Genomic DNA, 16,369 nt, shown 5'->3' with positions numbered 1-16,369 from the left:
CTCGTTCCGGCTCAGTGCGCAGAGGCGCCGTACGTATCGAAAACCGCGCACGGCGCATCTTTCGCTCCAACTCTAATCAAACCGGACAGAGCTTCGAGCGGCAGGGCCTCAGTCCAGGCGAAGATCGGCGAGCTGCTGCTCGAACGGCACCACCTCGTCGTCCAGCCCGAGGGTCCGCCGCGCCCCGGAGGCCGCCCGGCCGCCCGTGATCATGGCCGCCAGCTCGCCGCCCGCCCGCCGGATGCGGGAGGGCAGTCCGTCGGTGTACTCGTCGCCGGACGAGCCCCAGTCCTCCGAGGCCGCGTACACGGACGTCGGTACGACGGTGGCCCGCAGATAGGCGAAGAGCGGGCGCATCGCGTGTTCCAGGACCAGCGAGTGGCGGGCGGTGCCGCCGGTCGCCGCGACGACGACCGGCTTGCCGGTCAGCGCCGTGTTGTCGATCAGGTCGAAGAACGACTTGAACAGCCCGCTGTACGACGCGGTGAACACGGGCGAGACGGCGATCAGGCCGTCCGCCTCCGTCACCTCCTTGATCGCCCCGTCCAGGGCGGCCGGCGGGAACCCGGTGACCAGGTGGTTGGCGATGTCGACGGCCAGGTCGCGCAGTTCGATCACCCGGACCTCGACGGCGCGGTCCTGCTCGGCGAGCAGCCGCTCACGGGCGGCGCCGGCCAGCCGCTCGGCCAGCAGCCGGGTCGAGGACGGACTGCTCAGCCCGGCCGACACGGCGACGATGCGCAGCGGTTCGGTCGCGAAGACACCGGAGGTGGTGGACACGGTGGTCAGGCCTCCTTCGTGGTGGCGGTGGTGGCAGCCGCGGTGCGGGCGGCGACGGCCGGGTGGACGGGCGCGGAGTCCGGGACTCCGGCCGGGCGCAGCGCGGCGAACTCCTTGCGCAGCACCGGGACGACCTCCTCGCCGAGGATGTCGAGCTGCTCCAGGACCGTCTTCAGCGGCAGTCCCGCGTGGTCCATCAGGAACAGCTGGCGCTGGTAGTCGCCGACGGCGTCCCGGAAGGACAGGGTCCGCTCGATGACCTCCTGCGGGGAGCCGACGGTCAGCGGGGTCTGCTGGGTGAAGTCCTCCATCGAGGGTCCGTGCCCGTAGACCGGCGCGTTGTCGAAGTACGGGCGGAACTCCCGTACCGCGTCCTGCGAGTTCTTCCGCATGAACACCTGGCCGCCGAGGCCGACGATGGCCTGCTCGGCGGTGCCGTGCCCGTAGTGCGCGTACCGCTGCCGGTACAGGTTCACCATCTTCTTGGTGTGCTCGATGGGCCAGAAGATGTTGTTGTGGAAGAAGCCGTCGCCGTAGTACGCGGCCTGCTCGGCGATCTCCGGCGAGCGGATCGAGCCGTGCCAGACGAACGGCGGGACGCCGTCCAGCGGGCGCGGGGTCGCGGTGAAGGACTGCAGCGGCGTCCGGAACTTGCCCTCCCAGTCGACGACGTCCTCGCGCCACAGCTTGTGCAGCAGGGCGTAGTTCTCGATGGCGAGCGGAATGCCCTGCCGGATGTCCTTGCCGAACCAGGGGTAGACCGGGCCGGTGTTGCCGCGGCCCATCATCAGGTCGACGCGGCCGTCCGCGAGGTGCTGGAGCGTCGCGTAGTCCTCGGCGATCTTCACCGGGTCGTTGGTGGTGATCAGCGTGGTGGACGTGGACAGGATCAGGTTCTCGGTGCGGGCGGCGATGTAGCCGAGCGTGGTCGTCGGCGAGGACGGCACGAAGGGCGGGTTGTGGTGCTCGCCGGTGGCGAAGACGTCCAGGCCGACCTCCTCCGCCTTCTGCGCGATGGCGATCGTGGCCTTGATCCGCTCGTGCTCGCTCGGCGTCCGGCCGGTCGTCGGGTCGGTGGTGACATCCCCGACGGTGAAGATCCCGAACTGCATGGCGCCCGCCTCCAGAAACCTGTTGTTGTTGAACGTTGAACTATATGAACACACCCTACAACGGAGCACCCCCCTGACCTATTCCGCGGGTCCGGTCCGGGGTGCTGCGTACCCTGGACCGGACCCGCGGGACCAGCCACGGCCCGCGCCCGACGGAGGCAGAACTGTGAGCGAGGGAAGCGAGAGCGAGCGCTGGAAGGAGCGCGGCGTGGCGCTGCGCGTGTTCGTCTACGTCTTCGCCACGCACCTCTTCGCGGGTTTCATCTGGATCCTGTTCTACGTCGGCGAACACGCGAAGAAGTAGTGAAGTGAGCGGGGCAGGGGCAGGGGCAGGGGCAGAGGCAGAGGCGGGGGCGCGGTACATGGCCGGCACGGACACTACGCACAGCACGGGCAGCTCGGCATCGGCGCGCCTGGACGCGGTGCTCGCGGCGGACAACATCTGGAGCGCGCTGTCCGCGCTGGCCGAGGACGCCCCGGACGGCCTGCCCGACGCGATCCGGGCCCGCTACGGCCGGGCGGCGCAGGACGAGCGGCGCCACCTCGGCCGGCTGCTCGGGGCCCTCGGCGAACCGGCCGTCCCGGTGTTCCTGCGTCTGCTGGCCGAGAGCGGTGGCGACGGGGCGAGGGAACTGCTGGGCACGGCGGTGCAGCGCGGACTGAGCATTCCGGCGGCCGAGCTGCACCGGCTCGCCGAGGCGACCGGCGCGGTGGAACCGCTGGTGGACGCGATGGGGCTGTCCGGGGACGCGGGCTTCGCACCGTTCCTCGGCGGGCTGCTGGACGACGAGCGCCTGGGCGGGCGCGCGGCGCTGGCGCTGGGGCGGCTCGGCGCCCGGGAGTGGACGGTGGCGGTCGCGGAACGCCTCCCCGGCCTGACCGGACTGCGGCACGGCGCCTTCGTCGTGGCCCTGGAACTGCTGGACGACCCGGCGGCGACACCCCACCTCCTTCGGGAGCTGGAGACGAACCGGGAGCCCGCGGGCGACGTGCACCACGCCCTGGTCGCCCTGACCGGCCGGCACCCGCTGCTCCCCCTGGCTCCTCCGGACGGCGACCACGGCAGACTGTTGCACGGCCTCTGGTCCGGGCTCCGGCTGGACGGCCCGGTCCCGCCGTCGATCGGTCCCGTCGCGCTCGACTCCCCGCGCCACGCGCGCTTCACCGTCGAGGACGGCCGGGGCAGGATCCGTATCGACTACGACCCGCCCGTGCCCGGCTCGTCCTGGCCCCGCTGGGGCAAGTCCCTGCGGATCGACGGGGCGCGGGTCTACGACGTCGGCTCGGACTGCGGTACGTGCGAGACGACGATGATCCTCCTCGGCTGGCCGCCCCGGACGGCCCGGCAGGGCGCGGACCGGGTGCGCACCGCACTCGCCGACGTGGACGGCCTGGGCTCCGGCGTCCTCGACGCGGTCGCTCCCCTCATCGAGGAGCTCCCGACCGGCCACTACCGCGCCCACCTGAGCGACCTCGCCCTGGAGCGGGTGACCGACCCGGCGGCGTCGTGGTGGCTCCGGCGCCACGAACTGCGCGAGCGGGAGGACTTCGAGCCGTGCAACGAGGGCGACCCCCTCGACCACGGCTGGCCGGGCACCGCCCACTTCCAGCTGCGCGACCGCGTCCCCGGCGAGATCCCCACGTACGGCGCCCTGCTCCCGTCCCAGCCCCTGGACGTACTCGACGCGGACACGGTGGCCCGGTACACCTCGGCCGTCGCGGCGGGCCACCGCCCCACCGCGCTGGCCCTGGCCTGGGTCGAGGACACCTACGTGGAGGCCGAGCACCCCGAACGCTTCCTGGCGGCCGCCGTCCTGGACGGCCATCACAAGCTCGCCGCGTACGCGGCGGCCGGCGTGCCCGCCAGGGTGCTGCTCCTGTCGAGGGCGGAGGACAACTGGGGCCCGGAGGCGGGCTGGAGCAAGGCGTTCGACGAGGTGCTGGGGCAGTTGTAGGACGGCGGGCAGCGGCCCGGACCGCCCCAGGGACCGGTGTACGACGGCCGGCGCGGGCACGGCCCGTCCCGGGACCGATGCGGGCCGGCGCCCCGCCCGCCTACGCTGCGGTCCCGGCACGCGCAGGGCGTGCCGTCACCAGGCAGGAGCCCGCCGTGCCGTTCACCGGACAGACCCACATCCGCATCGCCCGGCCGTCCCGGGACCTGGCCGCCGCCGAGCGGTTCTGGGCGGACGGCCTCGGGCTGGACGTCCTGTACCGCGCCGACGCGGAACGGGAACCCGGCACGCACGACCTCCTGATGCTGGGCCGCCCGGACGCCCCCTGGCACCTCGAACTCGTCCACGGCGGCGACCACCCCACCGACCCCCGCCCCACCGACGAGGACCTGCTCGTCCTCTACCTCGACGGTCCGGTACCGGAGGAGATGGTGGACCGCCTGGAGGAGCACGGCGGAAGGCGGGTCCTGTCGCCGAATCCGTACTGGAACGAGTGGGGCGTCACCGTGGAGGACCCGGACGGGTACCGGCTCGTCCTGTGCCGGCGCGGGTGGAGCAACGCCTGACCGGGCGCGAGGGCCGTCCGCGCCCACTCACCTGCTCTGCGTGCCGGTCTGGGTGGGGCAGGCGGTTGCGTCGGCGGCCGCCGGGCGGGCCGGCAGCGGCTGCAAGGGGGTGCAGACGGGGGTGGCGACTCCGATGAGTTCGACCAGGCCGGTGCCGCCGGTGGGCGGGACGAGCCTGGACCAGTTGTTGGCCAGCCAGACGTTGCCGGACTGGTCGAGCTGGACGGCGGTGAGGTGCTGGACGGACTTGCTGCGGTAGCCGTCGGGCGGCGACAGCACGGATCCGGTGGAGGAGCCGGGCGGGCATGCGCCGGTGTTCACGCCGCACAGGACGGAGACGGAGGGGGCACCGAAGCCGGCGACCCAGACACGGTCGGAGCCGTCGACGGCCACGGACCAGGGAGCGATGGCCGTGGGGAGTTCGTATACGCCTGTGACGGTTCCGTCCGGCCCGATCTCGGTGATCGAGTTGCTGACGAAATTGGGCACCCAGACGTTGTTCCGGGAGTCGACGGCGAGCGCGAGCGGCCAGTCCAGTGAGGCGTCCTTCACAGGGGAGAAGGCGGTCGGCCTGAAGTCGGCCCCGATCACGGTGACGCTGCCGCCCGCATGACCCCGGGGCGCACGGGTGTCCATGAGTTCCGCCCCGTTGAAGCGGGCGTTGGAGACCCAGGCCCGGCCGTGGCCGTCGATCTGGACGGCGAACGGGTGGTCGAGGCCACCCCCGGTGACGGTGATCGCCTTCGAGGGGTCGCCGTGGGGGTAGACGGTCACGCTTCCCTTGCCGCGGTTTCCCTTCAGGCCGTAGAAGTTCGCGATCCAGACGTTGCCCTTCTGGTCGACGGCCGTGCCCTGCGGATGGTTCAGGCCGCCGTCCTTGAATCCTGTACCGGGCGACAGCGGCTTTCCGGCCGCCGAGTACTTCGCCATGGCATCGCCGCCGTAGCTGGGTGCCCAGACGGATCCCTGGTGGTCGATGGCGATGCCCCAGGCGCCTGCCTTCATTCCGCCGCCGCTGATGGGACTGTTCAGGGTGGGGTTGCCGACCGGGTCCTGCACGGTGACGTAGGGGCTCGGATCCCGTGTCCCGGGCAGCCAGTTGTTGGTGGCCCAGACGTTGCCCCGGGCATCGACGGCGATGCGTCCGGGGGCGTAGACCTCGGGCGCGGTGTAGTGCAGGGCCAGGACCCAGGCCGTCGGTGCCGAGGCGAGTGCGGGGCCGTAGGTGTGTGCCTGTCCGGCCAGGGCGTACAGGCTGCCGGTGGCCAGTTCCGGATTGCGGGCGAGGTTGAGCACCGCCTGCGTCGTGTCCGCCGGGGTACCGCCGCGCTGCGGTGCGGCCAGGCGCAGCATGTCGCGGCACAGCCCGGTGTCCGCTCCCGGCGCGCAGAGCGAGACAAGGTTGGCCAGGGTGTTGAGGGTGGCCCGGGTGTCGTTCTTGTCGCCGTTGTTCCGGTCGGTGACGACCTTGCCGGGCCGTCCCGAGACCGGGTCGGCGAGGTTGTAGGACGTGGCCGCGGCGTTCTCCAGGCCGGGGCTCGGCCCGGATATGCCGTGGCTGTCGGTGAACTGGGCCAGCGCGTAGGTGGTGGCGACGGTGGTGAACTCGTTGACCGTGACAGCGGATTCGGCGCGCTGCGGCACGCCGCCGCCGGAGCCGACTCCCGCGACGGAGCGCAGATGCAGTGACCGGTCACCCGCGGGTGTGGCGTCCACGTACAGCACGGAGCCCGTGGACCGGCCGGGCTGGATCCGGAAGACCCCGCGGTCGTCGGTCGTGGTGTGTCCCAGTTCCCGGACGCCTTGCCGGTCTCCGGCGAAGAGGGTGACGTCGGCGCGGGGCAGCGGATTTCCCGCGCTGGTGACCGTTCCGTACAACGGGGCCGGCGCGCCCGGGGCAGTCGTGGCGGGCAGCCCCGTCAGGGCCAGCGCCATGGTGGCCGAGGCGGCGAGGGCGGTGCCCGGGCGATACCGGGAGAGTCCGGCACGGTACGCACGGCGCGAAGTCCGGGGCGTTGCCCTGCGGGGGCGGGAGTTGAGGGAGAACAAGGTCGCGGCCCTTTCGTCGGGCCGGCGCGTCGTTCTCGGGGGTCGGACGCGCCGGCGGACCTGCGGAGCGTTCACAGCGACGGCCACCGCTGCCGGCGGGCACTCGGTGCGAGCGCGATCGGAGCGTCATCCGTCCCGGTGCGACGGGTCCGCCGCGTCGGCGTCGCCCGGGTCGCGCAGCGTGAACCATCCGATCCTGCGGCCGGCCAGCCAGATCAGGCCCAGGTGCAGATGAGGGCCGACCTGGCGGAGCTCGTCGCGCACGCCCCCGCACACCAGGGACGTGCGGGAGTAGTCGATGACGACGCACTCCCGGTCGTCCAGACGGCTCGGCCCGAACCCGACCATGGCGACGACGGACAGGATGTCCAGCGGAGTGAGCCGATTGCTGAGGTAGCCGTCCGCGCTGAAGACCTTGCCCCGCCACGCGGTCAGATGTACCAGGCGGGTCAGCAGCCGCGCCCCCGCCGGACCCGCCCGCGGGAAGACGGCCAGACCCTCCATCGGTCCTCTGGGGATCTCACCGGCCGGACTCCCGCGGAACAGCTCGTCGAGATGCCGGTCGTCCGTCCTGAGCAGTTCAGCCTCTGTAATCATCAGGATCCACCTCGGCCCGGCGGCCCCTGCGGCCGACCGGTCTGCGAGCAGCCGGTCCGCCGGGCGCACACAGCGGTCGTCCGCTCGTGCGGCCCGGGCCGGGGAGCACCGGCGCAGACAGCAGGGGCCGCTGACGATTTCATGACGACGACCGGTCCGTGCGCGTGATCATCACCCGGTTCGTGATCCGCCGCTCTCTCCATCGTGAACCTCTTCGGCGGGGCCCACCACCGCGAGCGGCGGCAGGTGCGAGCGCGTGGCACGGCCGCCGCCCGCTGTCCTCTGCCGCCTCGCTACGGAGCGCGGCGGCGGCCGGGAAGGACCGTGTGGGCGGAGTTCGGGTCCGTTACCATCGGGCCATGACCTCCGTACCGTGCCGGAACTGGTGGCGCTCCTTCTAGGAGCGGCCACCTCCTCCGCACGGAATCAGGGCCGTTCGATATGGACGGCCCTTTTCGTTGCCCTCGTACGGGTACGGATGCCGGTGATCACGGCGGGCCGTCCTCCACGCAACCACCATCGCGAGGAGAGAGAACCAATGAGCACAGCCACCGCCACCGCCACCGCCACCGCCACCACCGCCGAGCTGGAGGCGCGGATCCGGCGGGCCCCGGAGACGTTCCGGGTGATGACCGGGGACCGGCCCACCGGGCCCCTGCACCTCGGGCACTACTTCGGCACCCTCCACAACCGGGTGCGGCTCCAGGAGCTCGGGGTGGACGTGTTCGTGATCATCGCGGACTACCAGGTGCTCACCGACCGGGACGTCGCCGACCGGCTCGGCACGCACATGGAGGGGATGCTGCTGGACTATCTGGCCGTCGGCATCGACCCGGCACGTTCCACGGTCTTCAACCACAGCGCCGTGCCCGCGCTCAATCAGCTGATGCTGCCGTTCCTGAGCCTGGTCTCCGTCGCCGAGCTGAACCGCAATCCCACCGTCAAGGACGAGATCGCGCACTCCCGGCAGTCCGCCGTCAGCGGGCTGATGTTCACCTATCCCGTGCACCAGGCCGCCGACATCCTGTTCTGCAAGGGGAACCTGGTGCCGGTCGGGCAGGACCAGCTGCCGCACCTCGAAGTCACACGGACCGTCGCCCGGCGCTTCAACGAGCGGTACGGGGCGGTCTTCCCGGAGCCGGAGGCGCTGCTCTCCGACGCGCCGCTCCTGCTCGGCACCGACGGCACCAAGATGAGCAAGAGCCGGGGCAACTCCATCGCACTGGGCGCCGACGCGGACGAGACCGCCCGGCTGATCAAGGGGGCGACGACGGATGCCGAGCGGCACATCACGTACGACCCCGAGAACCGGCCCGGGGTGTCCTCGCTGGTGCTGCTGGCGGCGCTCTGCCTGGGACAAGAACCGCATGCCGTGGCGGAGGAGATCGGTGGGGGCGGTGCTGCCGCACTCAAGCGGACCGTGACCGAGGCGGTCAACAGCCGGATGGCGCCGATCCGGGCCCGGCGGGCGGAGTACGCGCGGGACATGGGGTACGTACGGTCGGTGCTCCGGGCCGGGAACGAGCGCGCCAACGAGATGGCCGCGGCGACGCTGGAGGAGGTGCGGGGCGTGATGGGCGGGGCGCTTCAGTAGTGCGTCCGCCGGTCGGCGGTGGTCCCGGCCTCCGGCCAGGCGCCCCGGGCCGCCACGTCCAGGATCAGCGCGGCGATGTTCCACGCGTCGTCGGCGCCACTGTGGTGGCGGCCCTCCAGGGGGAGGCCGGCGATCTCCAGGGCCTGGGCCATGCCGGGGCGCTTGCGCAGGCCGTGGGCGGTGGTGAAGGGGATCTTGGCGTTGGTGTGGCGGTGGCCGAAGGGGTACCGGGTGCCGGTCGCCCGGCACTGGCGGGTGAACTGGTTGCGGTCGTAGTCGCCCCAGCTCGCCCAGGGGCGTATGCCCGCCCGGTGCTCCGAAGCCAGCAGCCGGCAGGCCTCGGCGAAGGACACGCCCGTGTCCACCTCGGCCTGGGTGAGACCGGTCAGCCCGGTGCAGAAGGCGCTGACCGCGGACCGGGCGGGCCGGACCAGGATCCGGTGGCGGGCGAGCCTTTCGGCCGCGCGCAGGTCGAGCACCGTCAGGCCGATCTCGATGATCTCGCTGACCGCACCCGGGGGCGGCTGGCCGTCCCAGCAGGTCGCCTCGATGTCGATCACATTGAGGAGGTCGGGGGAGTCGGTGTCCATGGGGGCAGGGTAGGGGCGGCGCGGGATTCGGGGCACCCGGATTTCGGGTGCCCCGACGGGCCTCTCACGCCCCCGGGGACACCCGGAGCCGTCCCCGCAGCAGTTCGGCCAGGCCCCGGCGGGTGGCGGCGATCACCACGCGGTCCTCGGGGCGCAGTACGTACCCCGGGTGCAGGTCCCACACCAGGCCGGACGGGGCTTGTGGGCCGGCCGTGGCGGGGGCGGTCAGGTCCGGGCGGCGGTCGCCGGGCGGGGTGGCGTCCAGGGCCAGGACCCGCCAGGCGCCCGCCCGGAACGCCTGCTCCACCGTGTGGCCCTCCAGCTGCCGGTGGCCGGCCACCTCCACCGCCGCGAACAGCATCACCTTGCGCTCGACCGGGATCGCGCCCAGGATCTGCCGGCCCATCATGGCGACCGCGAAGGCCGGGGCGGCCAGATGGGAGACGGAGCGGGAGCGGGTCACGGCCTGGGGGTGGGCGGTGCGCAGGGTGCGGTAGACGGCGGTGGCGAACTCGTCGTCGTACAGCCGCAGCGCCACCCGCAGGTCCGGCTTGACCGAGCGGGCGTAGAGGGCCGCCTCCAGGTTGGTGGTGTCGACGCTGGTCAGGGCGAGCAGGGCGCGGGAGCGCTGGATCTTCGCCGCCTCCAGCACGCCTTCCTGGGTGACGTCGCCGAGGACCACCGGTACGTGCAGCCGGCGGGCGACCGGGATGCCGCGCGCGTCCGGGTCCTCCTCCACGCACACCACGGGGATGCCGAGTTCGCGCAGCCGGACGAGGACCCGGGTGCCGATCTTGCCGAGGCCGAGCAGCACCACATGGCCGGACAGGCCGCGCGGCGGGCGGCGCAGGGAGGAGGCCGTGCGGAGCGAGCCGAAGGCCTCCAGGACACCGGCCACGAGGAGCGGCAGCAGCATCAGACCGGCCACGCCGGACAGGAGTTGGATGATCTGGCGGGCCATCGGGTCGCCGATCGCGGGGTCGCCCATCGCGAACAGGTCGAGCAGGGTGAGGTAGGTGGCGTGCACCGGGTTGTCGCCGGTGGTGATCGTGGAGGCGATGGCGAGGCCCAGCACGGCCAGGCCGACACCCAGCGCCGACCAGCGCAGCCGCCGCGAGAAGACCTGGCCCAGCGGTGCGCCCCGGCCGCCCATCCGGGGCGGCGGTCCGGCCGGACCGGCCTGGCTGACCGCTTCCAGGACCACTGTGCCGCGGCCCGTGGCGGCGGCCACCTGCCGTTCGTCGGGCAGCAGTCGGGGGCCCTCGTCGCCGCTGCTGTCGGAGCCCTCGGTGCCCGCCGGGTCGTGGGTGGTGGAGGAGAGCAGCGCGAGGGTGCACAGGCCGGGGTCGGCGATCTGGCCGCCGCCGGGCGGGAGGCGTTCGGCGGCGCGCAGCAGCAGGCCCTCCGCCTGGATGACCTTGCTGGAGCCGGTGAGGACGGTGGCCGCGAGGGCGGGGGCGGCGGTGTCGGCGTCGGAGAGGACGGTGGTGGAGGCGTCCAGGGCGGCCCGGTCCAGACCGGGCGCGGCGACGGCGGCGGCCTGGTCGAGGAGCGTCTCCAGGTGCTGGCCCAGCTTGCGGTTGTAGAGCCGGATGACCAGCCGGAGGCGGGGGTTGAGGCGGCGGGCGGTCAGCGCGGCGCGGATGTTGCGCTCGTCGTCGTCGTACACCAGGGCCAGGGCGGTGGCCGAGGCGACGCCCGCCTCCTCGAACGCCTCGTCGGACGGCTCCGCCGCCGCCAGGACGCGGACCGGGTCGACCCCGGCGTTGGTGTCGTCCCCCAGCGAGTCGGCCCCGCTGCCGCCGTTGCGGTTCATCGCCGACGACATCCGGCCGAACAGCGCGGACGCCAGGCCCCGTCCCGTCAGCGGGAGTTCGGGGGCGCGGGCGTCGCGGCCGGGCGGCAGGACGAGGGTGACCCGCTCTCCGTACACGTAACGCAGCTCGACGGCGAGACGGCGGGCCAGTGCGTCGTCGCCGCAGACGACCATGTGTCCGCTGAACGGGGAACGCTGGGGCTGCTGGGGAAGTGGGGGCACATGGCCCAGCATGCCTTGCTCCTCTCCTCGGTGGGCGTCCGGTCAGTGATCTCCGGCCGGTCCGGCGGGCGGGGAAGCCGCGTGCCGGGCCTGCGGGTTGGTGAGCACATGGCGAGGGTCGGCCACCCGGACGATCGCCGACTCGACCGCCGCGATCCGGTCCGCGAGCAGCCCCAGCGCGGCGACGGCCCGGGTCGTCGGGTCGCCGTCCGGGCCGCCGAGGGCCTGAGTCCGGACGTAGGAGGCGGTGATCGCGGACCAGCGCTCGGACTGTTCGGGGGTGAGCCGGCCCCGCAGCGCGGCCAGCTTCAGCAGGTTCGACTCCGCGCCGTTGGTCAGCGTCTGGGCCTCGCCCGTGTAGTGGTCGTCGATGACGTCGGACAGCTCCGCGTCGTTCATCACCGGCACGATCCGTTCGGCGATCTTGTTCATGTTGCGGTACGAGCCCTGGAGCCGGAACGGCGGTTCGGTGCGCGTCGCGTCGGTCTGCGCGGCCGACGCGATGTACGCGGCGTTCACGGCCAGGACGGTGTCGCGGGCGGTCAGCAGATGGCGCAGCACCGCGACGATCCGGTCCACCTCGGCGGGTGTGTACGGGTGCTCCGGCCGGTCCGTGCGCGCCGAACCGTCGCCGGAGGCCAGCCGTACGAACAGGGCGAGATCCGCGCGGGAGCGCCCCGCGAGCGGCGCGAGCACCGGGTTGGCGGTCAGCGCGTTCTCGACGAAGCTCAGCGCGAAGACGTCCTCGCGGCCGCTCAGCACCTCGCCGAGGTTCCACACGTCGGCCCGGTTGGCGAGCATGTCCGGGATCCGGAACCGCTCGCCCGACTCCGTGTACGGATTGCCGGCCATGCACACCGCGAACCGCTTGCCCCGCAGGTCGTGGCTGCGCGGTTCGCCGTCCCGCACGCCCTCGATCCGGCGGGTGGCGTCGCAGAGCGGGATGAACTTCTGGAGCAGTTCCGGCGAGGTGTGCTGGATGTCGTCGAGGTAGAGGAGCGTGTTGTTGCCGGACTCCAGCGCGAAGTTGATCTTTTCGATCTCCTGGCGGGCGGTCGCGGTGGTGGCCTGGGCCGGGTCGAGCGAGGTCACGTCGTGCCCCAGGTTCGGGCCGCTGATCTTGACGAGGACCAGGCCGAGCCGGTCGGCGACGTATTCCATCAGCGTCGTCTTGCCGTAGCCGGGCGGCGACACCAGCAGCAGCAGGCCCTGCGAGTCGGTGCGCCGGTCGGCGTCGGCGGTGCCGAGCTGCTTGGCGAGGCTGTCCCCGATCAGCGGCAGGTACACCTCGTCCAGCAGCCGGTTGCGGACGAACGCCGACATGACGCGCGGCCGGTGGTCGTCCAGCCGCAGCCGGGCCCGCTCGGCGTTCACCAGCGCGGTGCGCCGGCGCTGGTAGGCGCGGAACCCGGGGACGGTCGTGGTGCGGAAGGAGGCGGTGCGGGCGAGGAGTTCGTCGATCCGGACGGCCAGCGTGCCCCGCTCGACGCGCGGGTGGGTGCCGAGCAGCCCCTCCACCCGCGCGGTCAGCGGCGCCTCGCAGTCGTACCGGCCGAGTACCGGCTCGGGGCAGAGCTCCACGGCCACGGCCTCCGCGAGATCGCCCGCGTCGATGCCGCCGCCGCTCGCCGCGGCGTACGAGGCGAGCCAGCCCTCGACGAGCTGGCGGCGGGCCGGAAGGTCGTCGCCCAGTGCGGCGAGATCCTCGTCGTACGCCGGAGTCCCGGTGGTACGCCGGAACTTGTCGAGGAAGGTGCGGGTGGCGGCGCTGGTGACGAACCCCTCCGGGCCGCTGGTCAGCTCCTCGAAGAGGTACGCGGCGACGGCGGCCGGGTCCTCGCCCCCGATGACGGACGCCCACTCCTCCTGGAGGGCGTCGACGGCCGGGGTCAGGCCGAAGGTCTCGCGGGCGCGGGCCAGCGAACGGGCCCGCCGGGTCCACGAGGTGCGTCGCGCCTCGTCCGTGCCGTACGCCCAGAAGAGTTGAGCAGTTGCCCGGACGGCGGGCGGGCGGCGCAGCAGTCCGGCCCCGGCGTGCAGCCGCAGCAGGGCGGTCAGGATCGCGGTGGCGTCCTCGTCGTGGACGCCGCGCTGATATCCCTCGTCGTACGCGGCGGCGGCCGACTCCCGTACCAGGGCGGCGAGTTGGTCCGCGTCCAGTGCGGCGAGGGTGTCCGCGCCCCGCTCGTCCAGGAGCCGGGCGGCCAGGTGCTCGGCCCGGTAGACCTGCGGGGACTCCGAGGGGAGGGTCTGCTCCCAGTACGGGCGGGTCGCCTCGAACTCCGGGTCGGCGACCGGCGCCCGGTAGTCGGTGCCGGTGAGGGCGAACGCGAGCCGGTCCCCGTGCGGGACGAGCGTCAGGTCGAAGGGCTGGGTGTTGACGGCGAACCGGTGCCGGCCCAGCCGGATCGTGGCGCCGCCGTCCGCGTACAGCTCACTGCGGTCCCGCAGCGCCCGCCCGGCCTCCTGGCGGGCGGCCAGCAGCTGTCCGTCGAGTTCCTCGGCCCTTACCGGGTCGCCGAGTTCGCGCAGCTCCTCGGCGGTGCGGCGGATCTTGGCGGCCATCGGGTCGGAGGCCAGGAAGGTGTTCACGGCGTCCAGGTCGTCCAGCGCGGACAGCCGCCGGGAGACCGTCTCCAGGACCCGGGCCGCCGACTGGGCGAGCCGCTCGGCGCGCCGGGCCCGGGCATCCTGGAGGGTCTGCTTGCGGGCCGAGAACGCCTCGTACACCTCCGTGCGGCGTTCGGCCAGCTCGGCCAGGAAGTCGTCGAACTCCGCGAACCGCGACTCCAGGTTTTCGAGTTGGAGCAGCAGCCTGGAAAGTTGGTCGTCGCAGGCGTCCGGGGTGTCGGCGGCGGCGATCGCGCCGGTGACGGCCTGCCCGAGCAGGGCGAACTCGGCGGCGAACTCGGCGCGGCCCTCGTGGTCGAGGAGTTCGCGGCGGCGGGCATCGAGAGTGGCGCGGGCCCGGTTGACCCCGCCGAGCACCTCGGCGATCCGCTCCAGGATCGAGGTGCGGACCGTGGTGTCCCCGATGTCGAGACCGGCGACGACCTCGGTGACGGTGCTCAGCCCGTCCGTCATCCCGGTCAGCCGGTCGCCGAGCGCCGCCGTGTCCGCGACGGTGGCGAGCCCGGACGCCTCGGCGGTGAGGGCGGCGATGTCTTCGTGGTAGCCGGCGAAGGAGTCGTCCCGGCCGAGGAACGCGACGGCGCGCCGGCCGGCCGATTCGAGGTCGGCGGCGGTCGCGGCGGAGAGTTCTTCGATGCGCCCGGTGTCGGCGTACCGCATCTCGGCGAGCGTCGCCAAGTGGCCGTGGGCACGGCGCAGTTCGGTGAGCTGCTCGACCCAGGCAGCGGCCGAGCGGGGAGCCTCGCCGCGGATGCGGCGGACGAGCGCGGTGAGCCGGTCGGCCGCCTCGTCCAGCGCGTCGGCGGCCTGCCGGGTCTGTTCCCGTACGGTCTCGAACTCGACGACGACCTGCTGGGCGGTCGCCTTCAACTCCGCGAGCGGGGAGGCGAGTTCACCGAGTTCGGCGTCGGTCAGCCAGTGGTAGCGGTCGGTCGCCCGGGTGCAGTCCGCGACCAGCTGCGCGTACACGGCGGCGGTCGGCGTGGTCTCGGCGGCGCTGTGCGCCAGCGCCAGGCAGTCGGAGATCCCGCGCACCAGATCGGCGTTGCCGACCCGGGCGAGCGGGCCGGTTCCGGCGGGGCGGGCGGCCGCGTGGGTGTCGGAGACGTACGGGGTCCGCCAGCGTTGCAGGGGGTGGACCCGGGCCGGTTCGTCGCCGGTGGCGGTGGTGCGCAGCAGCACGAGGGTGCCGTCGTCGAGCAGGGCGTGGCCGCGGCCCTGGAGCGGGGTGGCGACCTCCTGCCGGATCAGGTTGTAGGGCAGCAGCAGGCCCCGGCCGTCGTCGGGTGAGCGGAAGACGTAGAGGACGTCCTCGCCGTTCGGGGAGCGGATCGCGCCCTCGAAGACCGGGTCGGTGAGCGGCTCGGCGATGTCGAAGGTCTTGGCGGTGCCGGTGGTGAGGTAGTAGCCGCCGGGGAAGATGATTCCCTGGTCCTCCGGCAGCCGGTGGCAGGCCGGTCCGATGCCGTCGAGCCGCAGCACGGAGCCGAGCAGCGTGTTGAAGACCAGGTACCGCCAGGACTCCTCGTTGTACGGGCGTACCCGGAGCAGGACCAGCGGCCCGATCGTGGCGTGCTCGACCTCCGCGTCGGCCAGCGACTGGAGGGGCTCGGCGACCGGCTCCCGGTAGATCCCGTCCGGGGTGTCGGTGTCGTTGACCGTCTTGACGGTGAGGCTGCCGCCGAGGGTGTCGACGTACAGCGCGGCGCCGTCCGGGCCGTCCCCGCCCACCGCGATGTGCGGATGGCGCCCCAGCACGTGCGACTCGCGGCCGGCGGCGGTCCAGGTGAAGTCGTGCGAGGGCGGGAAGACGTGGTCGCGGTCGCCGCGCGCGTCCAGGAACGCGCCGGGCGAGCCGTCCGGGGCGAGCGCCCAGCGCAGCACCCGGATGCCGTCCGCGCTCTCGCCGGTACGGAAGACGGCGAGCAGCTTCCCGTCCACCAGGCGCAGCCGCAGCAGCCGGGCGTCGCGGTAGTAGCGGTGCAGCGCGGTGAACTCGCGTACGAAGTCCTCGTCGGCGATCGGCCCGCCCTGGACCGGCTCCGCCGCCTGCGGTCCGTACAGCGCGAGCACGTCGGCCACCTCGGCCGGGTCCGGCGCCCCCGGGCCGCGTTCGAAGCCGAACAGCAGCTGCCCGCCGACGGCCACCAGGTCGCGCGGGACGGCCGGCCGGCCGGTGCGGATCTGCTCGGTGCCGGTGAGCCGGAGCTCGGTCGAGCCGAACTCCTCGGTGCGGCGGGTGTTCAGCTCCTCGGCGCGGCGCGCCAGTTCGGCGGCCCGGTCGCCGAGCCGGCGGCGCAGCACGTCGTACGTTCCCGCGTCCACGGGGCCGCCGGTGGGCGCTGCGGTCGTGGTGTCGGTGTCCATGCGTACGACTCTCCCTGCGAGCTGTTGCGAGCTGTGTGGTGCGCCCGTCCGGGGGCCGGTGGGGTGCGGCCGCCCGACGGACCGGGGTGG

At 73.2% G+C, this 16,369-nt stretch carries 11 protein-coding genes; 4 read left to right on the top strand and 7 right to left on the bottom strand.

What is annotated here, in order from left to right; translation table 11 throughout:
* Positions 1 to 108: 108 nt before the first annotated feature.
* Both AADR41_RS26800 and AADR41_RS26795 read right to left on the bottom strand, forming a co-directional pair.
* Entirely contained in the window at positions 109 to 780 is a 672-nt protein-coding gene (locus AADR41_RS26800) for an FMN reductase (protein ID WP_342283966.1), read from the bottom strand.
* Positions 781 to 785: 5 nt separating this feature from the next.
* On the bottom strand, positions 786 to 1,892 hold the full coding sequence (locus AADR41_RS26795) for an LLM class flavin-dependent oxidoreductase (protein ID WP_342283965.1): 1,107 nt from the start codon (positions 1,890 to 1,892) through the stop codon (positions 786 to 788).
* A gap of 166 nt (positions 1,893 to 2,058) precedes the next feature.
* Between AADR41_RS26795 and AADR41_RS26790 the strand changes: the two genes are divergently transcribed.
* The 3 genes from AADR41_RS26790 to AADR41_RS26780 all read left to right on the top strand — a co-directional run bounded on the left by AADR41_RS26790 (position 2,059) and on the right by AADR41_RS26780 (position 4,413).
* Positions 2,059 to 2,196, top strand: coding sequence for a DUF6126 family protein (locus AADR41_RS26790; RefSeq protein ID WP_164495278.1), 138 nt, complete (start codon positions 2,059 to 2,061; stop codon positions 2,194 to 2,196).
* 58 nt (positions 2,197 to 2,254) lie between these two features.
* The gene (locus AADR41_RS26785; protein ID WP_342283964.1) at positions 2,255 to 3,847 is read left to right on the top strand and encodes a hypothetical protein; all 1,593 of its coding nucleotides are present in this window, start codon (positions 2,255 to 2,257) and stop codon (positions 3,845 to 3,847) included.
* Between the two features lie 155 nt (positions 3,848 to 4,002).
* Positions 4,003 to 4,413 carry a VOC family protein gene (locus AADR41_RS26780; RefSeq protein WP_342283963.1) on the top strand — a complete coding sequence of 137 codons (411 nt, stop codon included), beginning with the start codon at positions 4,003 to 4,005 and terminating at the stop codon, positions 4,411 to 4,413.
* Between the two features lie 27 nt (positions 4,414 to 4,440).
* On the opposite strand, the gene AADR41_RS26775 is transcribed toward AADR41_RS26780, so the two are convergent.
* On the bottom strand, positions 4,441 to 6,462 hold the full coding sequence (locus AADR41_RS26775) for a hypothetical protein (protein ID WP_342283962.1): 2,022 nt from the start codon (positions 6,460 to 6,462) through the stop codon (positions 4,441 to 4,443).
* A gap of 126 nt (positions 6,463 to 6,588) precedes the next feature.
* Positions 6,589 to 7,059, bottom strand: coding sequence for a hypothetical protein (locus AADR41_RS26770; protein WP_342283961.1), 471 nt, complete (start codon positions 7,057 to 7,059; stop codon positions 6,589 to 6,591).
* Positions 7,060 to 7,597: 538 nt separating this feature from the next.
* Here AADR41_RS26770 and trpS point away from each other — a divergent pair.
* On the top strand, positions 7,598 to 8,653 hold the full coding sequence (gene trpS / locus AADR41_RS26765; protein WP_342283960.1) for a tryptophan--tRNA ligase: 1,056 nt from the start codon (positions 7,598 to 7,600) through the stop codon (positions 8,651 to 8,653).
* Here trpS and AADR41_RS26760 read toward each other — a convergent pair.
* From AADR41_RS26760 to AADR41_RS26750, 3 genes are all read right to left on the bottom strand, one after another.
* A complete protein-coding gene (locus AADR41_RS26760) occupies positions 8,647 to 9,243 on the bottom strand; it encodes a 3'-5' exonuclease (RefSeq protein WP_342283959.1) in 597 nt (198 codons plus the stop codon). The two genes, trpS and AADR41_RS26760, sit on opposite strands and share 7 nt — an antisense overlap.
* 64 nt (positions 9,244 to 9,307) lie before the next feature.
* Positions 9,308 to 11,293, bottom strand: a complete 1,986-nt coding sequence (locus AADR41_RS26755; RefSeq protein ID WP_342283958.1) for an NAD-binding protein — start codon at positions 11,291 to 11,293, stop codon at positions 9,308 to 9,310.
* Positions 11,294 to 11,323: 30 nt separating this feature from the next.
* A complete protein-coding gene (locus AADR41_RS26750) occupies positions 11,324 to 16,279 on the bottom strand; it encodes a DNA repair ATPase (protein WP_342283957.1) in 4,956 nt (1,651 codons plus the stop codon).
* Between the last annotated feature and the right edge of the window lie 90 nt (positions 16,280 to 16,369).

The organism is Streptomyces sp. CLV115 (assembly GCF_038448545.1).
GTDB classification, from domain to species: domain Bacteria; phylum Actinomycetota; class Actinomycetes; order Streptomycetales; family Streptomycetaceae; genus Streptomyces; species Streptomyces sanglieri.
This window is presented reverse-complemented; position numbering and strand designations above follow the sequence as displayed.